The 24,124-nt window shown below is 65.7% G+C and carries 21 protein-coding genes and 1 riboswitch; of the genes, 16 read left to right on the top strand and 5 right to left on the bottom strand.

The genetic code is table 11. The annotated features are described in order from the left end of the window. Positions 1-112: 112 nt before the first annotated feature. Complete coding sequence (purD, locus tag KUV26_RS05790; protein ID WP_222507665.1) at positions 113-1,378, bottom strand: phosphoribosylamine--glycine ligase; 1,266 nt, start codon at positions 1,376-1,378, stop codon at positions 113-115. Between the two features lie 136 nt (positions 1,379-1,514). Here purD and xseA point away from each other — a divergent pair, with 136 nt between their 5' ends. After that, entirely contained in the window at positions 1,515-3,014 is a 1,500-nt protein-coding gene (xseA, locus tag KUV26_RS05785) for an exodeoxyribonuclease VII large subunit (protein ID WP_222507664.1), read from the top strand. 55 nt (positions 3,015-3,069) lie between these two features. On the opposite strand, the gene KUV26_RS05780 is transcribed toward xseA, so the two are convergent. Beyond that, positions 3,070-3,465, bottom strand: a complete 396-nt coding sequence (locus KUV26_RS05780; RefSeq protein ID WP_222507663.1) for a hypothetical protein — start codon at positions 3,463-3,465, stop codon at positions 3,070-3,072. A gap of 155 nt (positions 3,466-3,620) precedes the next feature. On the opposite strand from KUV26_RS05780, the gene KUV26_RS05775 reads away from it, so the two are divergent. Together KUV26_RS05775 and ftsY are read left to right on the top strand one after the other, a co-directional pair. After that, complete coding sequence (locus KUV26_RS05775; protein ID WP_222504478.1) at positions 3,621-4,262, top strand: lysoplasmalogenase family protein; 642 nt, start codon at positions 3,621-3,623, stop codon at positions 4,260-4,262. Between the two features lie 77 nt (positions 4,263-4,339). Next, a complete protein-coding gene (gene ftsY, locus KUV26_RS05770) occupies positions 4,340-5,536 on the top strand; it encodes a signal recognition particle-docking protein FtsY (protein WP_222504477.1) in 1,197 nt (398 codons plus the stop codon). Between the two features lie 13 nt (positions 5,537-5,549). Here ftsY and KUV26_RS05765 read toward each other — a convergent pair whose 3' ends face one another. Then, the gene (locus KUV26_RS05765) at positions 5,550-6,035 is read right to left on the bottom strand and encodes an MgtC/SapB family protein (RefSeq protein WP_409996941.1); all 486 of its coding nucleotides are present in this window, start codon (positions 6,033-6,035) and stop codon (positions 5,550-5,552) included. A gap of 60 nt (positions 6,036-6,095) precedes the next feature. On the opposite strand from KUV26_RS05765, the gene KUV26_RS05760 reads away from it, so the two are divergent. Together KUV26_RS05760 and KUV26_RS05755 are read left to right on the top strand one after the other, a co-directional pair. After that, on the top strand, positions 6,096-6,998 hold the full coding sequence (locus KUV26_RS05760; RefSeq protein WP_222504475.1) for a DMT family transporter: 903 nt from the start codon (positions 6,096-6,098) through the stop codon (positions 6,996-6,998). Positions 6,999-7,027: 29 nt separating this feature from the next. After that, positions 7,028-7,642, top strand: a complete 615-nt coding sequence (locus tag KUV26_RS05755; protein ID WP_222504474.1) for an inner membrane-spanning protein YciB — start codon at positions 7,028-7,030, stop codon at positions 7,640-7,642. Between the two features lie 105 nt (positions 7,643-7,747). Here KUV26_RS05755 and KUV26_RS05750 read toward each other — a convergent pair whose 3' ends face one another. Beyond that, a complete protein-coding gene (locus KUV26_RS05750; protein WP_222507661.1) occupies positions 7,748-8,437 on the bottom strand; it encodes a glutathione S-transferase N-terminal domain-containing protein in 690 nt (229 codons plus the stop codon). 135 nt (positions 8,438-8,572) lie between these two features. Then, positions 8,573-8,651, top strand: a riboswitch (SAM riboswitch). Positions 8,652-8,710: 59 nt separating this feature from the next. On the opposite strand from KUV26_RS05750, the gene metZ reads away from it, so the two are divergent. Beyond that, positions 8,711-9,901 (top strand): O-succinylhomoserine sulfhydrylase, encoded by a 1,191-nt coding sequence (metZ, locus tag KUV26_RS05745; RefSeq protein WP_222507660.1) that lies wholly within the window; start codon positions 8,711-8,713, stop codon positions 9,899-9,901. Between the two features lie 117 nt (positions 9,902-10,018). On the opposite strand, the gene KUV26_RS05740 is transcribed toward metZ, so the two are convergent. Next, a complete protein-coding gene (locus KUV26_RS05740; RefSeq protein ID WP_222507659.1) occupies positions 10,019-10,807 on the bottom strand; it encodes a 2OG-Fe(II) oxygenase in 789 nt (262 codons plus the stop codon). Positions 10,808-10,915: 108 nt separating this feature from the next. Between KUV26_RS05740 and KUV26_RS05735 the strand changes: the two genes are divergently transcribed. The 10 genes from KUV26_RS05735 to KUV26_RS05690 all read left to right on the top strand — a co-directional run bounded on the left by KUV26_RS05735 (position 10,916) and on the right by KUV26_RS05690 (position 24,021). Then, complete coding sequence (locus KUV26_RS05735; protein WP_222507658.1) at positions 10,916-11,767, top strand: LysR substrate-binding domain-containing protein; 852 nt, start codon at positions 10,916-10,918, stop codon at positions 11,765-11,767. A gap of 110 nt (positions 11,768-11,877) precedes the next feature. Continuing rightward, entirely contained in the window at positions 11,878-12,981 is a 1,104-nt protein-coding gene (folE2, locus tag KUV26_RS05730) for a GTP cyclohydrolase FolE2 (protein ID WP_222504469.1), read from the top strand. A gap of 302 nt (positions 12,982-13,283) precedes the next feature. Next, a complete protein-coding gene (locus KUV26_RS05725) occupies positions 13,284-14,084 on the top strand; it encodes a hypothetical protein (protein WP_222507657.1) in 801 nt (266 codons plus the stop codon). Positions 14,085-14,131: 47 nt separating this feature from the next. Further along, complete coding sequence (locus tag KUV26_RS05720; RefSeq protein WP_222504467.1) at positions 14,132-15,580, top strand: TrkH family potassium uptake protein; 1,449 nt, start codon at positions 14,132-14,134, stop codon at positions 15,578-15,580. A 209-nt stretch (positions 15,581-15,789) separates the two neighbouring features. Beyond that, on the top strand, positions 15,790-17,028 hold the full coding sequence (locus KUV26_RS05715; protein ID WP_222507656.1) for an aspartate kinase: 1,239 nt from the start codon (positions 15,790-15,792) through the stop codon (positions 17,026-17,028). A 271-nt stretch (positions 17,029-17,299) separates the two neighbouring features. Then, positions 17,300-19,540 (top strand): phosphoenolpyruvate--protein phosphotransferase, encoded by a 2,241-nt coding sequence (ptsP, locus tag KUV26_RS05710; protein WP_222507655.1) that lies wholly within the window; start codon positions 17,300-17,302, stop codon positions 19,538-19,540. A 212-nt stretch (positions 19,541-19,752) separates the two neighbouring features. After that, a complete protein-coding gene (locus KUV26_RS05705; RefSeq protein ID WP_222507654.1) occupies positions 19,753-22,047 on the top strand; it encodes a bifunctional salicylyl-CoA 5-hydroxylase/oxidoreductase in 2,295 nt (764 codons plus the stop codon). Next, complete coding sequence (locus tag KUV26_RS05700; protein WP_222507653.1) at positions 22,044-22,769, top strand: SDR family NAD(P)-dependent oxidoreductase; 726 nt, start codon at positions 22,044-22,046, stop codon at positions 22,767-22,769. Before KUV26_RS05705 ends, KUV26_RS05700 begins: the two co-directional genes overlap by 4 nt. Further along, positions 22,766-23,218 (top strand): MarR family winged helix-turn-helix transcriptional regulator, encoded by a 453-nt coding sequence (locus tag KUV26_RS05695; protein WP_222507652.1) that lies wholly within the window; start codon positions 22,766-22,768, stop codon positions 23,216-23,218. Before KUV26_RS05700 ends, KUV26_RS05695 begins: the two co-directional genes overlap by 4 nt. Beyond that, positions 23,218-24,021, top strand: coding sequence for an enoyl-CoA hydratase family protein (locus tag KUV26_RS05690; RefSeq protein ID WP_222507997.1), 804 nt, complete (start codon positions 23,218-23,220; stop codon positions 24,019-24,021). The genes KUV26_RS05695 and KUV26_RS05690 overlap by 1 nt, the downstream gene beginning before the upstream one ends. The last annotated feature ends 103 nt before the right edge of the window (positions 24,022-24,124 follow it).

Genomic DNA, 24,124 nt, shown 5'->3' with positions numbered 1-24,124 from the left:
CCGGGCCGGGAAAAGGCGCCGGCCGCCGGGCGCGGCAGCGCCCGGCTATGCCCAACTGTGAGGCCCGTCCATGGAAGGGCTGGAGCAGGCGGGAGCTCCCGCCCGCACCGTTTTACTTCAGCGCGCGCCAGCCGATGTCGCGGCGGAAGAAGCCCTGCGGCCACTGGACCCCGTCCACCATCGCATAGGCGCGGTCGCGGGCTTCCTGCAGGGTCTCTCCCCGGGCGGTCACGTTCAGCACCCGCCCGCCGGCGGCCAGCACCTTGCCGTCCTCGGCCTTGGTGCCCGCGTGGAACACCATGTTGCTGCTGTCCTCGGGCAGGGCGTCCAGCCCGTTGATCTCGGTGCCTTTTTCATAGGATCCCGGATAGCCTTCAGCCGCCATCACCACGGTGATCGCGTGGTCGTCGGCCCAGTTCACCTGCGCGCCGGCGAGGCGGCCTTCAGCCGCGGCGTGCATCAGGTCCAGCGCCTGCGCGCCCAGCCGCATCATCAGCACCTGGCATTCCGGGTCGCCGAAACGGACGTTGTATTCCACCAGGCGCGGCTGGCCGTCCTTGATCATCAGGCCCGCGTACAGAACGCCCTGGTAGGGCATGCCGCGCTCGGCCATCACCCGCATGGTGGGCTTCACGATCTCTTCCATCGCCTTCGCCTCGACCTCAGGCGACAGAACCGGGGCGGGGGAATAGGCGCCCATGCCGCCGGTGTTGAGGCCGGTGTCGCCTTCGCCGACGCGCTTGTGGTCCTGGGCGGAGCCGATCGCCAGCACGTCCTCGCCATCCACCAGCACAAAGAGGGAGGCCTCTTCGCCTTCCATGAATTCCTCGATCACCACCTCGGCGCCGGCGCCACCGAAGGCGCCGCCGAACATGTCGTCGATGGCCGCCATGGCCTCGTCTTCAGTCATGGCGATGATCACGCCCTTGCCGGCCGCCAGACCGTCGGCCTTGACCACGGTGGGTGTGCCGTGTTTGCGCACATGCGCCTTGGCGGCCTCTGCGTCGGTGAAATGGCCGTAGCCTGCGGTGGGTGCGTTGGCCGCGTCGCAGATTTCCTTGGTGAAGCTTTTGGAGGCTTCCAGTTTCGCCGCTGCCTCGGACGGGCCGAACACCAGGAGGCCGGCCTCGCGCAGACGGTCGGCCACGCCCGCGGCCAGCGGCGCCTCGGGGCCGACGATCACGAAATCGATGGCGTTTTCCTCGGCGAACGCCGCCACTGTGCCGCCGTCCTCGATGTCAAACGACGCGCAATCGGCGATCTGGGCGATGCCGGCATTGCCAGGCGCCACGATCAGCTTGTCGCATTTGGGGTTCTGCATCACTGCCCAGGCCAGTGCATGTTCACGCCCGCCGCTGCCGAGGATAAGGATGTTCATTGGCGCATTCTCCGATCTGCCTGAGCCCTATGGCCCCGCGGGCCGCGACCCGGGGCTTGCCTTGCTTGCCGCGCGTTCTATGCTGCGCGCGACTTCAAAACAAGACCGGCCAAAGGCCGCAGGAGAGCAGCCCCCGATGTCCGACCTGTTTGACGACCCGCAGCCCGGGCAGAACGCCCCCGAATTCACCGTTTCCGAAATTTCCGGCGAGGTGAAGCGCACACTGGAAGGCAGTTTCGGCCGTATCCGGGTGCGGGGCGAAGTCGGGCGGGTGTTCAAGGCGCGCTCCGGGCATCTTTACTATGACATCAAGGACGACCGATCTGTGCTGGCCTGCACCACCTGGAAGGGGCAGATCAGCGGCTTGTCGGTGGTGCCGGAGGAAGGGCTGGAGGTGGTTGTCACCGGCCGGCTGACGGCCTTCGGGGCGCAGTCGAAATACAACATGAACGTCGATGAGGTGGCGGTTGCCGGGCAGGGCGCGCTGATGGCGCTGTTGGAGAAGCGCAAGAAGCAGCTGGAGGCTGAGGGGCTGTTTGCGCCGGAGCGGAAGAAACCGCTGCCCTATCTGCCGCAGATCATCGGGGTTGTCACGTCGCCGTCGGGTGCGGTGATCCGCGATATTCTGCATCGCTTGCGCGACCGTTTCCCGCGCAAGGTGCTGGTCTGGCCGGTGGCGGTGCAGGGGCAGAACTGCGCGCCCGAGGTCGCCCGCGCCATCGAGGGCTTCAACCGGCTGACGCCGGGCGGCGCGCTGCCGCGGCCCGATCTGATCATCGTTGCCCGCGGCGGCGGCTCGATCGAGGATTTGTGGGGCTTCAACGAGGAAATCGTGGCGCGTGCGGCCGCTGCCTCGCAGATCCCGCTGATCTCAGCCGTGGGGCATGAGACAGATACCACGCTGATCGACTTTGTTTCCGACCGCCGGGCACCGACCCCGACCGCGGCGGCTGAGCTGGCGGTGCCGGTGCGGCTGGAGCTGATGGCCTGGTCCGAGAACCAGGGCGCGCGGCTGACGCGGGCGGCGGGGCAGGCGGTGCAGCTGCGCCGCCAGCGGCTGAACGATCTGGCGCGCGCACTGCCCAAGCCCGACACCTTGCTGGAGACCCCGCGGCAGCGGCTGGACCGGATTTCCGACCGGTTGCCCGGCGCGCTCATCAGCGGCGTGCAGCGGCGGCGGGTGCATCTGAGTGAAACCGCGGCCAGCTTGCGGCCTGCCACCCTGCGCCAGCTGGTAGAAGGGCGGCGGAACCGGCTGCAGAACCTGTCGTCGCGCCTGAGTCTGCGTCCGATCCAGCGGGAAGTGGCGGCGCAGAAGGACGCGCTGGCGCGGCTGGCGCAGCGGCTGGGTGCGGCGCAGGCTGCCCGGATTGACCGCCAGCGCCAGGCTTTGACCGCCGCCGGGCGGCAGCTGGAGATCCTCAGCTACAAGGCGACGCTGGAGCGCGGCTATGCGGTGGTGCGCTCGGGGGAGGAGATACTGACCACCAGGGCCGCTGCCGCCAAGGCTGGGGCGCTGCAGATCGAATTTGCCGACGGCACGCTGGATCTGGAGGGGGGCGCTGCACAGGCGCCACAGAAGGCTGCGCCAAACCCGCCGGCGGAGGGCGGCGGCGGCCAGGGCTCGCTGTTTTAGGGGCCGGTTTCCGGCTTCTTTCTGGTTCCAAATACCCGATGTGCTGCGGCCTGCCTCAGGTCCCGACGTCGGGGCCGTAGCACAGCATCTCCTCGCCGATGTCCTCGGCCTCGTACAGCTCGGTTGAGGCCGGGTCGTCCTCGAACCGGGCGGTCAGGCCGCGGGGCGTCAGCTCGAAGGTCCAGCACTGCGGATCGTCGCGGTTTTCATAGATGAAGCAGATCCGGCCTGCCTCCTCGTACCAGCTGCCTTCCTGGCATTTGCCGTCCAGGAAGGACCAGATCACCCGGCGGTCCGGCAGGTAGCGTTCGACCCCGTACATGGCGCCGCCGAAGCCGTAGAACAGCGTGCGGCCCTGGGTGTAGCGGTCGAACTCGCGGGCACTCAGCGGCTCGCCGGCCGCCAGCGGGGCGGGCAGGGCTGCCAGCAGGAGAATCATCAATGTGCGCATGGTGCCATTGTGCCTCAGGACCGGGTCCGGCTCCAAGCGCTGCGTCGCCAGGCGGCGGCGGCTGCGCCGGTTTCTGCGCAGGCTCCCGCGGGGTCATCTTTGACCGGACACGCCAGCAGGCGGCAGAGTGCCGGAAAACGAAGGGGAGACAGGCGATGACGGCGGAACCGGCACTTTGGGCAGGCGCGGCCGCCTGCGGACTGCTCTATCTGTTCATGGCGGCGCAGCCGCCCGGGCTGCTGCGCAGCGTGCTTAAGACTGCATCTGTGGCCTTGCTGGCACTGGCGGCGCTGCTGGCGGGCGCGCCCCTGCTGCTGGCCCTGGCGCTGGCCCTGTGCGCGCTGGGCGATCTGTTCTTGTCGCGCGACGGCGAGGGTGCCTTCATGGCTGGCGTCGGCGCCTTTGCCGCCGGGCATCTGGCCTATGCGGTGCTGTTCCTGACGCGGGACGCCAGCGACGCGGCGCGTCTGCTGCAGATGCCGGGGGTGGCTGTTGCGGCGGTGCTGCTGCTGCTGGGGCTGGTGATGGCCCGCATCCTGGCGCCGCGGGCGGGCGCGCTCAAAGGGCCAGTGCTGGGGTATATCCCGATTATTCTCGGCATGGGGGCGGCGGCGCTGACGCTGCCGGCCGGCAGCTGGGCCTTTGCCGCGGCCTGCGCCTTCATGCTGTCGGACGCGGTGCTGGCGGCGGAAACCTTCGTCCTGCCTGCGGATCACCCGTTGCGCCGGGTCGCGCCTTATGCGGTCTGGCCGCTTTACTGGGGGGCGCAAGCGGGCTTTCTGGCGGCATTTTCCTGATTTCAGAGGCGCGTTGCGCTTTGCACTCCGGCTCAATCCGCATTAGGTGGTGTGCAGACCCTTTTGCGGAGACCAAGATGGCGTTTTTCTCAAAGCTCAAGGAGCGGCTGTTCAAATCCTCCTCCAAGCTCGAGCAGGGGCTCGATGCGATTGTCGAGGAGGGGGCTGAGAGCGGTGCGGCGGAGACCGCAGAGACCCATGCTGAGGCTTTGGCAGAGTCCCCTGCGGTGACTGCGGAGCAGCCCGCCCCGGCGCCGGTTCCGCAGCCTGTGCCGCAGCCGGACCCTGTTGCAGAGCCGGAGCCCGCGCCCGAACCTGAGCCCGAACTTGAGCCAGCGCCCGGGCCGGCCCCCGCACCGCAGCCTGCGCCGGAGCCGGAGAAGAAATCGCCGGGCCTTTTGGGCCGCCTGATGGGCCGCACCGCGGCGGCTGAGCCGCGCCGGGCGCTGGATGACGACATGCTGGAGCAGCTGGAAGAACTGCTGATCGCCGCCGACATGGGGGTGGACACCGCGCTGCGGGTGACTGCCAACCTGGCCGAGGGGCGGATGGGCAAGAAGGTCTCCAGCCGCGAGATCAAGGAGCTGCTGGCGCAGGAAGTCGCGCGCATCATGGAGCCGGTGGCGAAGCCGTTGCCGATCTATGCGAAACGGCCGCAGGTGGTGCTGGTTGTCGGCGTCAACGGCTCCGGCAAGACCACCACCATCGGCAAGCTGGCGAGCCAGTTCAAAGGTGCCGGCAAGAAGGTGGTGATTGCCGCGGGCGATACCTTCCGCGCCGCCGCGGTGGAGCAATTGCAGGTCTGGGGCGACCGCGCCGGCGTGCCGGTTCTGACGGCACCTGAAGGCTCCGATCCGGCCTCGCTGGCGTTCGACGCCATGACCAAGGCCCAGGAAGAAGGCGCCGACCTGCTGATGATCGACACCGCGGGCCGGCTGCAGAACCGCGCCGACCTGATGGAGGAGCTGGCCAAGATCGTCCGGGTGATCCGCAAGAAGGACGAGACCGCGCCGCACAACACGCTGCTGGTGCTGGACGCCACCACCGGCCAGAACGCGCTGAGCCAGGTCGGCACCTTCCAGCAGCTGGCGGATGTGTCCGGGCTGGTGATGACCAAGCTGGACGGCACCGCCAAGGGCGGCGTGCTGGTTGCGCTGGCGGACAAGTTCGGCCTGCCGATCCACGCCATCGGCGTGGGCGAGCAGATCGACGATCTGGCGCCTTTCGACCCGGAAGAGTTTGCCGCCGCGCTGACCGGGCTCGAGGCCGGATGAGCGATAGGCCTGGTTACCGGGTGCCCATCCAGCGCTCCAGCAGCCGCAGCAGGATCAGCACCGAGAGCACAAGCACGGTGGCCAGTGCCGCCATGGCGATCTCGCCGCTGCCGCAGCTGAGACCGGTGGCGCCGGTCAGCCACAGCGACGCCCCGGTGGTGACGTTGCGCACTTCGCCGCCGGAGGCAAAGATCAGCCCGGCAGCCAGGAAGGCGACGCCGGCGGTGACCGCCTCGATCAGGCGCAGGGGGTCAACCCGCAGCGCGTCGCCGGAATTCATGAAGGGCGTTGCCGCCAGCTGCTGGCTGATCAGCATGAACAGGCAGGCGGCCACGGACACCAGCATGTGGGTGCGCAGCCCTGCCGGCTTGTCGCGCACCTCCCGTTCGAACCCGATCATCCCGGCCAGCAGCAGCGCCGCGACCAGCCGCAGCGCCGCGACCGAGGGCTGCACCCCGCCGAACCCGTTCGCGATATCCAGTCTCAAACTGTCGATTATGCCTTCCATGCTCCCGGACGTTAAGGGATTTCCGCCCCGCCGGCCAACAGGAAATCCGGCATGAGCGAATGGCTGATTTCCCTGGAGGGCACCGCGGCCGGGCACCAGGCGGCGCTGTACCTGGCGGTGATGGCGGCCTTCCTGCACGCGGTCTTCGGCGCGCTGCAAAAGGGGCGGCACGATCCCTGGCTGTCGCGCGGGGCGATCGATTTTTCCTACTGCGTGATGGCCGCCCCCTTCGCTTTCTTCGTGGTGCCCTGGCCCGAGCCGCACATGTGGCTGATCTTCCTGGGGGCCTGGGTGATCCATGTGCTCTACAAGCTGTTTCAGGCGCTCGCCTATACCAAGGGCGCTTATACTGTGGTCTACCCGGTGGTGCGCGGCACCGGGCCGCTGTTCACGGTGATCGGCGCCTACTGGCTGTTCGGCGAGGTCTTCACGGTGACGCAGTGGCTGGGCGTGGGCGTGCTGCTGGCCGGGATCTTCGGCCTGGCCATCTATAACTTCATCTTCCTGGTCACCGCGCGGGAGACGCTGGGCATTGCGCTGGTGCTGGCGGTGATCACCGGGCTGTTCGTGGCGCTTTACACCACCTATGACGCCTACGGCATCCGTTCCACCGCCGATCCCTTCACCTTCCTGGCGTGGTTCTTCATGATCGACGGGCTGGTGTTCCCGGTCATCGCCTTTGCCCGCTGGCGCGGCATGGCGGAGCCGCCGGCGCCGGGGCCGCTGATGGTCAAGGGGTTCTTCGGCGGGCTGGTGGCCTTTGCGTCATTCGGGGCGATCATGCTGGCGACCCGGCTGGACAAGGTGGGCGAGGCGGCGGTGCTGCGCGAGACCTCGACCGTGTTTGCGGCGCTGATCGGCTGGCTGGTGCTGAAGGAAACGGTGGGGCCGCGGCGGATCGCGCTGATGGCTTTGATCGCGCTGGGCGCCGTGATAGTGGAAATGGGCGGCTGAGGCCGCGTGCTGAACTGACAGGAGGCCCCATGGCCGGAAAGAAGATCAACCCCACCCTGAAGATGGTGCTGGAACTGGGCCCGATTGTCCTGTTCTTCGTCGGCTACCTGAAGCTGAAGGATGAGGTGTTTCTGATCGGCGGCAGCGAATACAAGGGCTTCATCGTCATCACTGCGGCGTTCATCCCGCTGATGGCGGCCTCGACCCTGGCGCTGTGGAAGCTGACCGGCCATCTGTCGCGGATGCAGTTTGCCACGCTGGTGCTGGTGGTGCTGTTCGGCGGCATGTCGGTGTGGTTCAACGATGACCGCTTCATCAAGATGAAGCCGACGATGCTGTATCTGCTGTTCGGCGGATTGCTGGGAATCGGCCTGCTGCGCGGGCAGAGCTGGCTGAAGGTGGTGATGGAGGAGCTGATGCCCTTGAAGCAGGAGGGCTGGATGATTCTCACCCGGCGGCTGTGCGCGTTCTTCTTCGGTCTGGCGGTGGCGAATGAGCTAATCTGGCGCACCCAGAGCACCGAGACCTGGGTTTACTTCAAGACCTTCGGCCTGCCGGTGGCGATGTTCGCCTTCTTTATGTTCCAGGGCCAGCTGTTCCAAAAGTACGGCGAAGAGGAAGAAGAGGCAGGCCCGGCGGAGTAGCCGGAGGCTGGCAGGGCAGGCTCCCGCGCCTTTGCACCGCATCACAGATGAGGCGCAAAGCCTTGGGCCGGGCAGCGCACCTGGGGTGCGCTGCGACTGCGAGGCTTAGCGGGGGTGCCCGAAAATCACCTGCTGCGCCTTGCTGTCCGACCGGTCGGCGCGCAGGTCCGCGTGCAGCGCCCGGCCGGCCACCACGCCGGGGCGGGACCACATATTCTCCAGCCAGCGGGCCAGATGCGGTTTGTCGTCCAGTGTCTGCTGCTGGCCCTCCCACAGCGAGGCCCAGGGCCAGATCGCCATGTCGGCAATCGTATAGTCCGCGCCCGCCGCATACTCATTCTCCGCCAGCTGCCGGTCCAGCACGCCGTAGAGGCGGGCGACCTCGTTTCGGTATCGGTCCTTGGCATATGGCAGATCCTCGGGCGCGTATTTCAGGAAGTGATGCGCCTGTCCCGCCATCGGGCCGACGCCGCCCATCTGCCACATCAGCCATTGATCCGCCTTGAGCCGGGCGCGCTCATCCTTGCCATAAAACTGTCCCGTCTTGCGGGCGAGATACTGCAGAATGGCGCCGCTTTCGAACAGCGAGACCGGCGCGCCGCCCGGCCCGTCCGGGTCGATGATCGCGGGCATCTTGTTGCCGGGAGAGATATTCAGGAACTCCGGCGCGAACTGATCGCCCTTGCCAATGTCGATCAGGGTGACTTCGTACGGAAGCCCCATCTCCTCCAGGGCGATGGAGATTTTCCAGCCATTGGGTGTGGGCCAGTAGAACAGCTGGATGGGGTCCTGCATCTTGCGCCTCCGTCAATCAACCCGGCCACAGGAGCATGGGGGGCGCGGGCAGGCAAGGGGCAGCGGTGCTCACATCCGTGTGACGCGGGGGGATGCGGCGGCTTGACCGAATCCCGCAAGATGCGTAAAGCCCGTGCATCACATCGTGGCGATTTGTTACCGGATTGCGGGCCACGTTAAACAATCCCGCTAAAGAGGTCAGGACGTGAAGGACCCCCTTTCGCTTGGCCGAATGGGGGTTTTTTGTGCGCTAGGGGCGCGAGGAGACAGAAGATGAGCGACAACTGGAACAGCCGCACCAAGCTGGTGCATGGCGGCACCCGCCGCAGCCAGTACAACGAGGTGAGCGAGGCGATCTTCCTGACGCAAGGGTTCGTCTACGACAGCGCCGAGCAGGCCGAGGCGCGGTTCATCGAGACCGGCCCGGACGAGTTCATCTATGCCCGCTACGGCAACCCGACGGTCGACATGTTCGAAAAGCGCATCGCGGCGCTGGAGGGGGCCGAGGATGCCTTTGCAACCGCGTCGGGCATGGCCGCCGTCAACGGCGCGCTGACCTCGCTGGTGAAGGCGGGTGACCACATCGTGTCGGCCAAAGCGCTGTTCGGGTCCTGCAACTATATCCTGGCGGATGTTCTGGGCCGTTTCGGGGTCGAGGTCACGTTCATCGACGGCACCGATCTGGAGGCTTGGAAGGCAGCTGTGCGCCCGGACACCAAGGCGGTATTCTTTGAAAGCATGTCGAACCCGTCGCTGGAGGTGATCGACATCAAGGCGGTTGCGGAGATCGCCCATTCGGTTGGCGCCACGGTGGTGGTGGATAACGTGTTCTCGACCCCGGTGTTCTCCGACGCCATCGCACAGGGTGCCGATGTGGTGATCTATTCCGCGACCAAGCATATCGACGGCCAGGGCCGGGCGCTGGGCGGCGTGGTTCTGGGCACCAAGGAGTACATCCGCGGCACGCTGGAACCCTATATGAAGCACACCGGCGGTTCGCTCAGCCCGTTCAATGCCTGGGTGATGCTGAAGGGGCTTGAAACCCTGTCGCTGCGGGTGAACGCGCAGGCCGAAAGCGCCTTGAAAATCGCCGAAGCGCTGGAGGGCCATCCGGCGCTGGAGCGCACCATCTATCCGGGCCTCAAGGGCCACGCGCAGAACGCGCTGGTGCAGACCCAGCTGGGCGGCAAGGGCGGCACCGTGCTGTCGCTGGATCTGAAGGGCGGCAAGGCAGCGGCGTTCAAGTTCCTGAACGCTATGACTATCCCGGTGATCTCCAACAACCTGGGCGACGCCAAATCCATCGCCACCCATCCGGCCACCACCACCCATCAGCGCCTCAGCGATGAGCTGAAGGCGGAGCTGGGCATCACCCCCGGCCTGGTGCGGTTCTCGGTCGGGCTGGAGGATGCTGATGACCTGATCGCCGACCTCAAGGCGGCGCTGGAAGCCTCGCAGGCGTAACGCCGCCTCAGCCGGAAGATCCTGTATTCATCTGGCTGAAAATATCCTCGGGGGTGAATTGAGCCGGAGGCTCAAGAGGGGGCAGACAGCCCCCTCTCTTTTTCCAATGATATCCAGTCAGGAGGCCCGGCCGTAAAAACCGATGTTCTCCTCGTCGGTGAACCGGACGCCGGGGCGTTCGTAGAAGGTGAAGACAGCAATCACCCGTGTCCTGTCCCCTTTCACTGCGCCGACGCGGTGGGGGGAGTTCTTGCCGCGGAAGATGTTCAGCGTGCCGGGGGCGAGGGTGACGGAGCGCATGTTCGGATCTTCCCCTTTCAGCAGCCGTTCGACGCCCTCGTAGTTCGGATCGCCATCCGTGCGCAGCTCCGGACTGTAGAGGAACTCGCCGCCCGCCTCGGGCGCTTGCAGCAGCATGGTGGTGGTGAACTCGGAACGGTCGAAATGCCAGTTCAGCGCCTGGCTTGCGCCGTAGGACATGATGTTCAGCCGGGCCAGCGGATCATCCATGGTGTAAAGCGCGGGCTTGTCCATGGTGGCGGCCAGAAACTCCGCAAAGGGCGGCCAATCGTACAGCCGCAGGACCGGAGAGTCCGGGAACTGGTCGGCGCAGAGGGTGAAGTTCGAAGTTTCGACCTTCTGCAGTGCGGGATGGTCCGGCGCCAGTTCCTCGACCGCGTCCTTGAAATAGATGTTGTGCCAGCGCTTGTGGTGGAAGCTTTCGGTTTCGAACTTGCCCTGCAGCGCATCGGCGGCAGCTTGGGCGACCTCCGGCTTCATCAGCCCCTCCAGGCTGAACATGCCGTCACGGGCCAGCTCGGCGCGGCAGCGGTTCACCAGCGCCTGCCATTCCGGGCTGCCGGGGCGGTCGAGCGGGTATCGGTCCAGATCAAGAATATCGCGCATGGGGTGGTCCTTGGAGTTTTGGCGTTTTCAAAAGCCTGCGCGCCGGGCGGAGATCTTACCACTATAAATTATCTTGGCGAGCATCAGGAATTCTTGCACTGTGCCGTCATGAAACTGCCGCCGCTCAACGCCCTGCGCGCCTTTGAATGCGCTGCCCGGACCGGAAGCTTTTCGGCTGCGGGCGCGGAGCTGGGGGTGAGTTCTGCCGCGGTGTCGATGCAGGTGAAGAACCTGGAGGACTGGCTGGGGCTGCAGCTGTTCACCCGCCGCGCCAACCGGGTGCGGCTGACCGACGCGGGGCGGGACTATTTTCAGAAGGCGGCGGGGGCGCTGGCGGAGATCGCCGGTTTCACCGAGGCGCTGACGGACCGCGGCACCCGGCGTCCGCTGGTGATCTCGGCCACGCCCGCGCTGGCGCAGCTTTGGCTGCCGGAGCGGCTGAAGACCTTTGCCGAGCTGCGGCCTGATGTGCCGCTGCGGCTGCGGATCGAGGACGACCGCATCGATCTGGAGGCTGAGGGCATCGACGCCCGCCTGACCTATGGCGGCGAGCATCCCGAGCACCGGACCCAAGCGCTGTTCACCGACCGCCTTGTGCCGGTTGGCGCCGATCCGCGAACTGATGTCAGCAGCGCGCCGCTGGTGGAGGTCGCCTGGGGCGAGACCATCGCCTCGGTGCCGGGCTGGCGGCGGTACTTTACGCAGCATGGAATTGCGCGGGAGGACGCGGCGGCGGCCATCGGCCAGTCGGTGCCCTCGGTGGTGGCGCTGGTGCAGGCGGGGCTGGGCATTGCGCTGCTGCCCGAACAGGTCGTGGGCAGGGAAATCCGCGCGGGCAGGCTGCACCGGCTGGACGGCCCGGCGCTGGAAATGCCGCGGCCCTATGTGCTGGTCACCGCCCATTACAAGTCGCGCTCGCGCCGCTTGCGGACCCTTGCGGAGGTGCTTGGGGTCCGTTAAGGCGCCGGTTCTGCCGCAAATGGCGGATCCGTTTTGAAAATTGCCGCGTAACAGTATATGAGGGTGGCCTGCCGCACCCTATATGGGCCGTATCACTGGGGGAAACGCCGATGAACATTCATAACCGCGACGCTGCCGAGGCGCCCGACCGCGAGGCTGCGGCCGCTGCGCTGGATGTGCTGCGGGCCTGGGCCGGCACCGTGACCGAAACCGAGATAGCCGAGCTGGACCCGGCGGTGGCGCGGCTGCTGCCGGGCCGTGAGGTCGGCAACTACCCGGAGCTGTCGCGGCAGTACCCCGCGGATTTCAAATCGGACGAGGCCTACCGGGCGACGCTGCCCGACCTGCAGAACGGGCCGACCAGCCTGATCCGCGGTGCCAAGGAGCAGATCCAGCACGTGGGGATCTCCAACTTCCGCCTGCCGATCCGCTTCCACACCCGCGATGATGGCGACCTGACGCTGGAAACCAGCGTCACCGGCACCGTCAGCCTGGATGCGGGAAAGAAGGGCATCAACATGTCCCGGATCATGCGCACCTTCTACAAACACGCGGAGCGGACCTTCAGCTTTGAAGTGATGGCCTCGGCTCTGGACGACTACCTGAGCGATCTGGACAGCCCGGACGCGCGCATCCAGATGCGGTTTTCCTTCCCGGCGCGGGTGCAGAGCCTGCGTTCGGGACTGAGCGGCTATCAGTATTACGACTTCGCGCTTGAGCTGGTGGACCACGACGGGGTGCGCGAGAAGATCATGCACCTGGATTATGTCTATTCCTCGACCTGCCCGTGCTCGCTGGAGCTGTCCGAACATGCGCGTCAGGCCCGCGGCCAGCTGGCGACGCCGCATTCGCAGCGCTCTGTCGCGCGGATCTCGGTGCAGTCGGTGCCTGGCAGCCAGTGTTTGTGGTTCGAGGATCTGATCGAGCTGTGCCGCAAGGCGGTGCCGACCGAGACCCAGGTGATGGTCAAGCGCGAGGACGAGCAGGCCTTTGCCGAGCTTAATGCCGCCAACCCGATTTTTGTCGAGGATGCGGCGCGGCTGTTCTGCGAGGCCTTGCAGGGCGACGCGCGGATCGGTGATTTCCGCGTCATTGCCAGCCATCAGGAAAGCCTGCACAGCCATGACGCGGTCAGTGTGCTCACCCAGGGGCCGCTGTTCAAGGCGATGAGCCTGGATCCGAAACTGTTCTCGACCCTGATCCACCAGGGCTGAGGCCGGGCAGGCTGCCTGCTTTTAAGGCAGGTTTCCGCCTGAGGACGGACAGTCCCGCGGCAATTTCTGCATTGCCGCATTTTTTACGCCGCAACGCAGAAGTTCATGTTAGCGTCAATCCGAATCCCCCTGGCCGTCCTGCCGGGGGCGAGGGGAGCTTGTGCGCAGGTGCCTGCAACTGACGGCCCGTTTTCCGCTGCATCCGGCCCGGAGCGCATCCGGCGCCCGCTTCCTGTTTTCTTTGCCCGGATACCGGTGGGCCGGCCCGGGGCAAGTGCAGTGCAGGACTTTAGGAGTAACAAATGACGAGCTTTCACAAGATTCCCGGACTGACGGTCATGACGCATGAGTGGGCAGGGTATGCAGCCGGGCTGCAGATGAAGCTGTGGCGCCAGGCGGCAGAGGCTGCGCTGCGGGCGCCGCTGGAGCAGATGCGGCTGGCGCAGTCGGTGATGGAGGCCCAGCGGCGGCTGCTGCGGGCGGGCGCTCCGGCAGCGGCCGGGGAGGCTGCTCCTGAAGCGGATGCCGCGTCGGCCGCACCGGCCGCGCAGGATGAAAGCCCGACAGAGGCCAAGCCCGGGAAATCCGCACCGCGCAAGGCTGCGGCCCGCAAATCCGCCCCGCGCAAGTCTGCCGCCCGCAAGGCGCCCGCACGGAAACGGGTGCCGCCCAAGGCCGGGCCGGCGGTAGCCAAGCCGGAGGCGGCCGGGCCGGCAGTCGACAAGGCCGGGACGGCCAAACAGGACGCAGCGAGGACCGAACCCGTGAAGGCGCCCGCAAAGGCGGCGGCGCCTGCGCAGGCGCCCGCGGCTGCCAAGCCGGCGGACCGGACCCCAACAACTGCCGGGGAGAAGGCGGAGACCAAGCCTGCGGAATTCCGCAGCGTCTCCGCCCGCCGCAGCGAAACCGCACCGGGCGCGGCGGCAACGGCCCCTGCGGCGGCGGTCAAGCCGGACGCGGCCGGGACCCCGGCGCCTGCACCCGTGGCTGCGGCCGGGGACGAGGAAGCGCAGGCCGCTTCCTCCAGGCGCCCGCGCCAGCCGTCTACGCCGCCGCAGATGCCCGCGCGCAACGCTGCCGGCACCGGCAGCAGCAGCGAGTAAATCCGCAGTCTTGACACTTGCGGCGCAGGGGGCCAACGCTGCGCCGCATGTTGGATCTCCGTCCGGTTGGATATGTCATCGGCCTTTTGGTCGTCATTCTGGGAGCCATGATGGTGTTCCCGCTGCTGGTCGACCTGCTGGACGGCCGCGGGGAATGGCATGTTTTCCTGGAAAGCGCGGTGTTCACCATCCTGGTGGGCGGGCTTCTGGCGCTGAGTTGCGCCAATGGCGTCAAGGAGGGGCTGAGCATCCGCCAGACCTTCCTTTTGACCACGCTGGTGTGGGTGGCCCTGCCGCTGTTCGGGGCGATCCCGCTGATGCTGGGCGCCACGGAGCTGCGCTTTGTGGATGCGTTCTTTGAGGCGATGTCGGGGCTGACCACGACCGGGTCCACGGTGATTTCCGGCCTGGATAACCTGCCGCGCGGTCTGCTGTTGTGGCGCGGCATCCTGCAATGGCTGGGCGGCATCGGCATCATCGTCGTGGCGATGGTGTTCCTGCCGGAGCTGCGGGTCGGCGGCATGCAGATCTTCCGCTCGGAAGCCTTTGACACAATGGGCAAAATTCTGCCCCGCGCGCAGGCGATCGCCAAGCAGATCGCTCTGATCTACGTGTCTCTGACGATGATCTGCGCACTGGTCTATATGGTGCTGGGGATGGGGGCGTTCGACGCGCTGGTGCATGCGTTGACCACCATGTCCACCGGCGGCTTTTCCAACTACGATGCGTCCTTCGCGACCTTTTCGGGACCCACGGAATATGCCGCATCGATTTTCATGATCGCGGCGGCCCTGCCGTTTGTGCGCTATGTTCAGCTTGTGAACGGCCATGGCACCCCGTTGCTGCGGGATAGCCAGATCCGGGTCTTCATGATCACGATCGCGGTTCTGGTAGCGGTGACCACCGGTGTGCTGACCACCGTGTTCCCGCACCACCCCGAACAGGCCTTCCGCGAGGCGCTTTTCAACATCACCTCGATCATTTCCGGCACTGGCTATGCCAGTGTCGATTACATGCAGTGGGGCAGCTTCCTGATCATGGTGTTTTTCTTCATCGGGCTGATCGGCGGCTGCGCGGGCTCCACCGCCTGTTCGGTGAAAATCTTCCGCTACCAGCTGCTGTTTGCCTCAATCAAGGTGCAGATCCAGCGCATCCGCTCGCCGCACGGGGTGTTCCTGACGCGCTACGAGGGCCGCCGGGTGGATGCCGACGTGCTGAGTTCGGTGATCTCCTTCTTCATGTTTTTCGTGGTGACGCTCGGCATTGTTGCCTGGATGCTGGCGCTGACCGGGCTGGATTTCGTGACCTCGGTGTCCGGTGCGGCGACGGCGGTGGCCAATATCGGGCCGGGACTTGGTCCGGTCATCGGGCCGGCGGGCAATTTCTCGACCCTCAACGATCCGGCCAAATGGATCCTGAGCGCCGCCATGCTGATCGGGCGGCTGGAGCTGATGGCGGTTTATGCGATCCTGACGGTGCGGTTCTGGCGCGCCTGACGCAGATGAGGGCAAAATCCCAGCCGCGCGGCGGCGCAGGATTGGCAGATGTTGCGCAGGCGGCGGCTTGTGGCGCTTTGCCGCGCTGAAACCGCCGGCCGGGCCGCAGCTTCCTTGCCCGCCGGGGGCAGCGCGCTCTTGCCCTTGCGGGGCCGCTCGCATATGAGGCACGGGACCGCAACCCGCAAGCGCAGGGAGACCCGTTCCATATGCCCGTACTTGTGATGAAATTCGGCGGCACGTCTGTCGCCAACCTGGACCGCATCCGCCGTGCCGCCAAACGCGTCGGCGTTGAGGTGGCCAAGGGCTATGACGTGATCGTCATCGTCTCTGCCATGTCCGGCAAGACCAACGAACTGGTGGGCTGGGTCGGCGAGACCTCGCCGCTGTATGACGCGCGCGAATACGATGCCGTCGTGTCCTCCGGGGAGAACGTGACCGCCGGGCTGATGGCGCTGACGCTGCAGGAGATGGATATTCCGGCCCGCAGCTGGCAGGGCTGGCAGGTGCCGCTCAAGACCACCTCGGCGCACAGCCAGGCCCGCATCGAGGAAATCCCGCCGGAGAACATCAACGCCAAGTTCGCGGAGGGCATGAAGGTGGCGGTTGTGGCCGGCTTCCAGGGGATCAGCCCCGAGGGCCGTATCACCACCCTGGGCCGGGGCGGTTCCGACACCACCGCGGTGGCTTTTGCCGCCGCCTTTGATGCCGAGCGCTGTGATATCTACACCGATGTGGACGGCGTCTACACCACCGACCCGCGGATCTGCGGCAAGGCGCGCAAGCTGGACAAGATTGCGTTCGAGGAAATGCTGGAGCTGGCCTCGCTGGGGGCCAAGGTGCTGCAAACCCGCTCGGTTGAACTGGCAATGCGCTATAAGGTGAAACTGCGTGTGCTGTCGAGTTTTGAGGAACAGTCCGACGAGGCCGGAACCCTGGTCTGCGACGAGGAGGAAATCATGGAATCCAATGTTGTAAACGGCGTTGCCTACTCCCGCGACGAGGCCAAGCTGACTGTGCAGTCGGTGGCCGACCGTCCGGGCATCGCGGCGACGATCTTCACCACCCTCAGCGACGCGGGCGTGAACGTCGATATGATCGTGCAGGACGTCTCGGAAGACGGCCGCACCGACATGACCTTCTCCTGCCCGACCGATCAGGTGGCCCGCGCCGAGAAAGCGCTGCTGGCGATCAAGGAGCAGGGCGAGCTGAACTATGCCGAACTGCTGGCCGACAAGGATGTGGCCAAAGTGTCGGTGGTGGGCATCGGCATGCGCTCGCAGTCCGGCGTGGCGGCCAAGATGTTCAAGGTGCTGTCGGGCGAAGGCATCAACATCAAGGTGATCACCACCTCCGAGATCAAGATTTCGGTGCTGATCGACCGCAAGTACATGGAGCTGGCCGTGCAGGCGCTGCATGATGCGTTCGAGCTGGAAAAAGCCCGCTAAACATCCGGCGGAGAACAGTTTTTCAAATCCTTCAAGGGCGCCGTTCCGGCGCCTTTGTCATGTGTGCCCGGCGCCTGGCATCGTTCTGCCGGCGGCTGCGGCGGGATGCCCTGATTGCAGGCAATGCTGCAAAAACACTTGGACTTTTTCCGCCGGGGTGGGACAAGTGGGTGGAGGAGAGAGCACTGGCGTACTACTCTGGGCGGTGTCCGTTCCCGGAGGGCAATCAGGGCGGCGGTGTACAGGGAAGAAACCTCGGGAGAGGGTGAGAATGGCCGATACCACGGAATCCGAAAGCAGGAAGCTTCTGGTTCGCTTACGCGAGGCAATGGCGGGCGATGATGCCGGCCAGGCGCGGCTCGACAAGATCACCCATCTGATCGCTGACAGCATGGGGACCGAGGTGTGTTCGGTCTATCTGTTCCGCGATGATGAGACCCTGGAGCTGTGCGCGACCCAGGGCCTGCATACCGAATCGGTGCACCAGACCCGGATGCGCATCGGCGAGGGCCTGGTGGGCCGGGTGGCCAAGTACGGCAAGGTGGTGAACACCCCGGATGCCCCCAATGCCAAGGGGTTCCGCTATATGCCGGAAACGGGGGAGGAGCGGTTCTCCTCCTTCCTTGGGGTGCCGATCCAGCGCCTGGGCGAGATGCTGGGCGTGCTGGTGGTGCAGTCGAAGGAGGCGCGCGAGTTTTCCGCCGACGCGGTCTATGCTCTGGAAGTGGTGGCGATGGTGATCGCCGAGATGACGGAGCTGGGCGCCTTTGTCGGCGAGGGCGCGGCGCTGTCGCCGCTGCACCAGCAGGCGGTGCTGATCCATGGCATCTCGGCCCAGGAAGGCGCGGCGGAAGGCCACGTCTGGCTGCATGAGCCGCGGGTGATCGTCACCAACCCGATCGCTGATGATCCGCAGCGCGAGCTGGAGCGGCTGAACGATGCAGTCGAGGAACTTCGGGTGGGCGTTGACAAGATGCTCGAGGTGTCCCGCAACGGTGACAAGGAGCAGCTGCAGGTTCTGGAAGCTTACCGGATGTTTGCCAATTCCAAGGGCTGGATGCGGCGCATGGAGGAGGACATCGCCCGCGGTCTGAGCGCCGAGGCTGCGGTGGAGAAGGAGCAATCCCAAGCCCGCACCCGGATGAGCCAGGTGCAGGACGCCTATCTGCGCGAACGGCTCAGCGATCTGGACGACCTGTCGAACCGGCTGCTGCGGATCCTGACCGGGCAGGGTGCCAATACCGGGGCGGAGCTGCCGGACAACCCGATTCTGATTGCCCGCAACATCGGCCCCGGCGACCTGCTGGAATACGGCCGCAGCTTGCGCGGGATCGTGCTGGAAGAGGGGTCGGTGGGTTCGCATGCCGCGATTGTTGCGCGGGCGCTGGCGATCCCGCTGGTGGTCAATGCCAAGCGGATCACCACCGAGGCGCTGAACGGCGACCACATCATGGTGGACGGCGACCAGGGCGTGGTGCATCTGCGCCCGGATGACACGGTTGTCGGCGCCTTCCGCGACAAGATCGCGATGCATACCAAGGCGCAGGAGCGCTATGCCTCGATCCGGGACAAACCCGCCGTCACCACGGATGGCCAGCGCGTCAACATGGTGATGAATGCCGGCCTTATGGCGGACCTGCCGTCGCTGGACGGTTCCGGCGCCGAAGGGGTGGGCCTGTTCCGCACCGAGCTGCAATTCCTGGTGCGCAACCAGATGCCGAAGCGGTCGGAACTGGTGGCGCTCTACAAGCGGGTGCTGGATGCGGCCCACGGCAAGCCAGTGGTGTTCCGCACGCTGGATATCGGGTCTGACAAGGTTCTGCCCTACATGAAGCCCACCGATGAGCCGAACCCGGCGCTGGGCTGGCGGGCGATCCGGGTCGGGCTGGACAAGCCGGGGGTGATGCGGATGCAGTTGCAGGCGCTGCTGCGCGCGGCCGAAGGGCGGCCGCTGTCGATCATGTTCCCCTTTGTCGCCCAGTTCGAGGAATACCGTTCCGCCAAGGCGGAGGTGGACAAGACCATTGAGCGCGAGCGCATTCTGGGTCACGTGCTGCCGGCCGAGCTGAAGGTCGGCGCGATGCTGGAAACGCCGTCGCTGGCCTATGCGCCGCAGAAGTTCTTTGAAGAGGTGGCGTTTATCTCCATCGGCGGCAATGACCTGAAGCAGTTCTTCTTTGCCGCTGACCGCGAGAACGAGCGGGTGCGCCGCCGGTATGACACGCTGAACGTCAGCTTCCTGAGCTTCATCGAGCGGATCGTCGAGCGCTGTGCGATCTCCGGCACGCCGCTGAGCTTCTGCGGCGAGGACGCCGGGCGTCCGGTCGAGGCTGTGTGCCTCGCGGCGATGGGCATCCGCACGCTGTCGATGCGCCCGGCCTCGATCGGTCCGGTGAAATCGCTGCTGATGCGTGTGGACTTGGGTGAACTTCGCAAGATCATCTCGGATGCCCGCCACCGCGGCGATCAAGCGGTGCGGCCGGCGGTGATGGAATACCTGCGGGGCCTGTAATCCCCGTGTGCCGGGGCGGCAAGGCCTGATGCCCGGCGCGGAGCGTTGCCCGGGTTCCGTCAAAGACAGATATTCTGCCCTGGCGGTGCCGGGGCAGGGCTGGCAGGTTTGGCTGACGTAATTACTTCAAGCTTAAAACTTTAGGCTTGAAGTTTTCCTGCTCCTGCTTATCCTGCTCCTCAGGGACATGCTCTGAGCGGGAAGGGATGATCATGAAAGTCGTCTGTCTGGGAGGAGGGCCTGCCGGCCTCTACTTTGCCATCTCGATGAAGCTGCGGCAGCCGGAGGCGGAGGTCACGGTGATCGAGCGCAACAAGGCTGACGATACCTTTGGCTGGGGCGTGGTGCTGTCGGATGACGCGCTGGAAAACCTGAGCGCCAACGACCTGAAGAGCGCGGAGGCGATCCGGGAAAACTTTGCCTACTGGGATGATATTGCCGTTGTGCATGGCGGCACGCGCACGGTGTCGGGCGGGCACGGGTTTGCCGGGATCGGGCGCAAGAAGATGCTGTTGCTGCTGCAGGACCGGGCAAGGGAACTGGGGGTGGACTTGCAGTTCGAAACCGTTGCCAAGCCCGCGTCGGAGTATCAGAAAGAATACGATCTGGTGGTCGGCTGCGATGGGCTGAATTCCAGTGTCCGCAATGAGTTCGCGGAGCATTTTAAACCGGAAATCGACGTTCGGCCCTGCAAGTTCATCTGGCTGGGCACCCATCAGAAATTCGACGATGCCTTCACCTTCATTTTTGAAAAGACTCAGCACGGCTGGATGTGGATCCACGCCTACCAGTTCGATGCCGACACCGCGACGGTGATCGTCGAATGCTCGGCCGAGACCTGGGAGAACTGGGGCTTCGAGAGCATGAGCAAGGAGGCGATCATCCGTACCTGCGAGGAGATCTTCGCCGATCATCTGGACGGGCACGCGCTGATGTCGAACGCGGCGCACCTGCGCGGGGCGGCGGTGTGGATCAATTTCCCGCGGGTGCTCTGCGAGAAGTGGCACCATGAGAATGTGGTGCTGCTGGGCGATGCCTCGGCCACGGCGCATTTTTCCATCGGGTCGGGGTCGCGATTGGCGTTTGACAGCGCCATCGCGCTGGCGGAGCTGGTCAGCACCGAGCCGACGCTGGAGCGCGCCTTTGAACGCTATCAGGAGGAGCGGCGGCTGGATGTGCTGCGGCTGCAATCGGCGGCGCGCAACTCACTGGAGTGGTTCGAGGAGGTCGAGCGCTACCTGGATATGGATCCGGTGCAGTTCAATTATTCGCTGCTGACCCGCTCGCAGCGGATTTCCCACGAAAACCTGCGCCTGCGGGACGCGGAATGGCTGCAAAGCGCCGAGAAGTGGTTCCAGGGCAAGGCTGGCGCACCTGCAGATGCGCCGGTGCGGCCGCCGATGTTCGCGCCGTTTAAGCTGCGCGGGATGGAGCTGAAGAACCGCGTGGTGGTTTCGCCCATGGCGCAGTACAAGGCGGTGGAGGGCTGCCCGACCAACTGGCACCTGATCCACTACGGTGAACGGGCCAAGGGCGGGGCCGGGCTGGTCTATACCGAGATGACCTGTGTCAGCGCTGAGGGGCGGATCTCGCTGGGCTGTCCGGGCCTTTATGCGCCGGAGCATGAGGCGGCTTGGACGCGGCTGACGGATTTCGTTCATACTGAGACCAGTGCCAAGATCTGCTGCCAAATCGGCCATTCGGGCCGCAAGGGATCGACCCAGCTGGGCTGGGAAGTGATGGACGCGCCACTGGCGGAGGGGAACTGGGAGACGGTCTCGGCCTCTGCCATCCCGTGGTCGGATAACAACCCGGCGCCGCGGGAGATCACGCGGGGCGAAATGGACCAAATTCGCGACGAATTTGTTGCGTCGGCGCAGATGGCGGGGCGCGCCGGGTTTGACATGATCGAACTTCATGCCGCGCATGGCTATCTGATTTCGTCCTTTATATCACCAAAATCGAACATTCGCACCGATGAGTACGGCGGCAGCCTGGAGAACCGGCTGCGCTATCCGCTGGAGGTGTTCCGGGCCATGCGGGCGGTCTGGCCCGAGGGTAAACCGATGTCGGTGCGGATCTCTGCCAACGACTGGGTCGGCGGCGAAGGCGTGACACCGGAGGAGGCGGTGGAAATCGCCAAGGCCTTCACCGCTGCCGGAGCGGATATCATAGACGTGTCCGCCGGGCAGACCTCGACGGACGCGCAGCCGGTTTACGGCCGCATGTTCCAGACGCCGTTTTCCGACCGCATCCGCAACGAGGCGGGGATTGCCACAATGGCGGTGGGCAACATCTACGAGGCGGACCATGCCAATTCGATCCTGATGGCCGGGCGCGCGGACCTGGTTTGCATCGGGCGGCCGCATCTGGCGGATCCTTACTGGACCCTGCATGAGGCCGCGCGCATCGGCGACCGCCACTGCGACTGGCTGCTGCCCTATCATGCGGGCCGCGATCAGCTATGGCGGCTGGCGGACCGAGAAGCGGAGGTGATCCGGGCATGACACGGCGCGTTCTTGTTACCGGCGGCGGCACTGGCATCGGCAAGGCCATTGCGCATGCCTTTGCTGCGGAAGGCTGCCGCGTCACCATCGCCGGGCGGCGCCGGGCACCGCTGGAAGCGGCGGCGGAGGGGCTGGACCTGGAAATCAGGGAAGCGGATGTCGCCGACGAGGTTCAGGTGCAGGCGCTGTTTGATGCGCCGTATGATGTGGTGATTGCCAATGCCGGAACCGGTGTCGCGGCCCGTATAGAGGACGTTGAACTGGCGGATTGGCAGCGGACCCTGACGGTCAATATGACGGGGACGTTTCTGACTTTCCGGGCCGCCTTGCGGGCGGGCATGGGGACGGGCGGGCGGCTGATCGCTATCGCCTCGACCGCGTCCTTGCAGGGCGGGGCGCAGATCCCGGCCTATGCGGCCTCCAAACACGGGGTGCTGGGACTGGTGCGGTCGGTGGCGCAGGGCGTCGCCAAGCGGGGCATCACCTGTAATGCGATCTGCCCCGGGTTCGTGGACACGGAGATGGCGGAAAGCGCGATCACTGGGCTGATGGCGCGGCATGACATACCGCGGGAAAAAGCGCTGAAGATGGTGGTCGGCGGCAATCCGATGCAGCGGCTGATTGCCCCGGAGGAAGTGGCGGCCACGGCGGTGTTCCTGGCATCCGGGGGCGCGGCCTCGGTCAATGGGCACGCAATGAGCGTGTCGGGAGGGGAAATTTGAGCACGACATCGAAGGACCGGCTGCGGCTGTGGCTGAAGGTGCTGAAGGCCACCAAGGCGGTGGAGAGCGAAGTGCGCGAGAACCTGCGGCGGGATTTCGCGACCACGCTGCCGCGGTTTGACGTGATGGCAGCGCTCATGCGGCACGAAAAAGGATTGAAGATGAGCGAGTTGTCGGGGGTTCTGAAAGTCTCCAACGGCAATGTGACCGGCATTGTAGAGCGGCTGGTCGAGGACGGCCACGTTCTGCGCGAGAAGGTCGAGGGCGACCGGCGCGCCAATCTGGTGAAGCTGACAGCGGCGGGCAGGACTGAATTCGCCCGCCAGGCAGAGGCGCATGAAGCCTGGATCGACGCGGCCTTTGACGGGCTCACGGCGGATGAGGCACAGGGGATCGCTGAAAGCCTGGGCGCCGTGGCGCGGCGGCTGGAAGAGAGAGGCAAGGCATGATGGAAAACAAGGAAACGAAGCACTTCCTGTGCCGGATCGAGGATGGCGTCGCCACCGTCTCGTTGAACCGGCCGGAGCGCAAGAACCCGCTGACGTTCGACAGCTATGCAGAGCTGCGCGACTGGTTCCGCGATCTGCATTATGACGACACGGTGAAGGCGGTGGTCTTTGCCTCCAACGGCGGCAACTTCTGCTCGGGCGGCGATGTGCATGACATCATCGGACCGCTGACGAAGATGAGCATGAAGGAGCTCTTGGCCTTTACCCGGATGACCGGCGATCTGGTCAAGGCGATCGTGAACTGCGGCAAGCCGGTGATTGCGGCGATTGACGGCATCTGCGTGGGCGCAGGCGCGATCATCGCCATGGCGTCGGATATCCGCATTGCCACGCCCGAGGCCAAGACGGCGTTCCTGTTCACCCGAGTGGGGCTGGCGGGCTGCGACATGGGGGCCTGCGCAATCCTGCCGCGCATCATCGGCCAGGGCCGGGCGGCGGAGCTGTTGTACACCGGCCGCTCGATGAGCGCCGAGGAGGGTCATGCCTGGGGGTTCCACAACAAACTGGTGGCGGCGGATGAGCTGGAGGCCGAGGCACAGAGCTGGGCCGAGCGGATCGCGGCCGGCCCCAACTTTGGCCATATGATGACCAAGACGATGCTGGCGCAGGAATGGTCGATGTCGATCGAGCAGGCGATTGAGGCCGAGGCGCAGGCGCAGGCGATCTGCATGCAGACAGCCGATTTCGAGCGCGCCTATCATGCCTTTGTGAACAAGGAAAAGCCGCTGTTTGAAGGCGACTGAGCCGCGGCACCGCCGGAACGCGCGCCGGAGGAGGGCGCGGGTGCCTCCGGCGGGAGTATTTGGGGAAAGATGAAACGGGCGCGCAGCCTGTTCACCGGGAGGA

Source organism: Leisingera daeponensis, assembly GCF_019801465.1.
Classification (GTDB): domain Bacteria; phylum Pseudomonadota; class Alphaproteobacteria; order Rhodobacterales; family Rhodobacteraceae; genus Leisingera; species Leisingera daeponensis_A.
The sequence above is the reverse complement of the archived record's forward strand: the minus strand, read 5'-3'. Positions and strand labels throughout refer to the sequence as shown.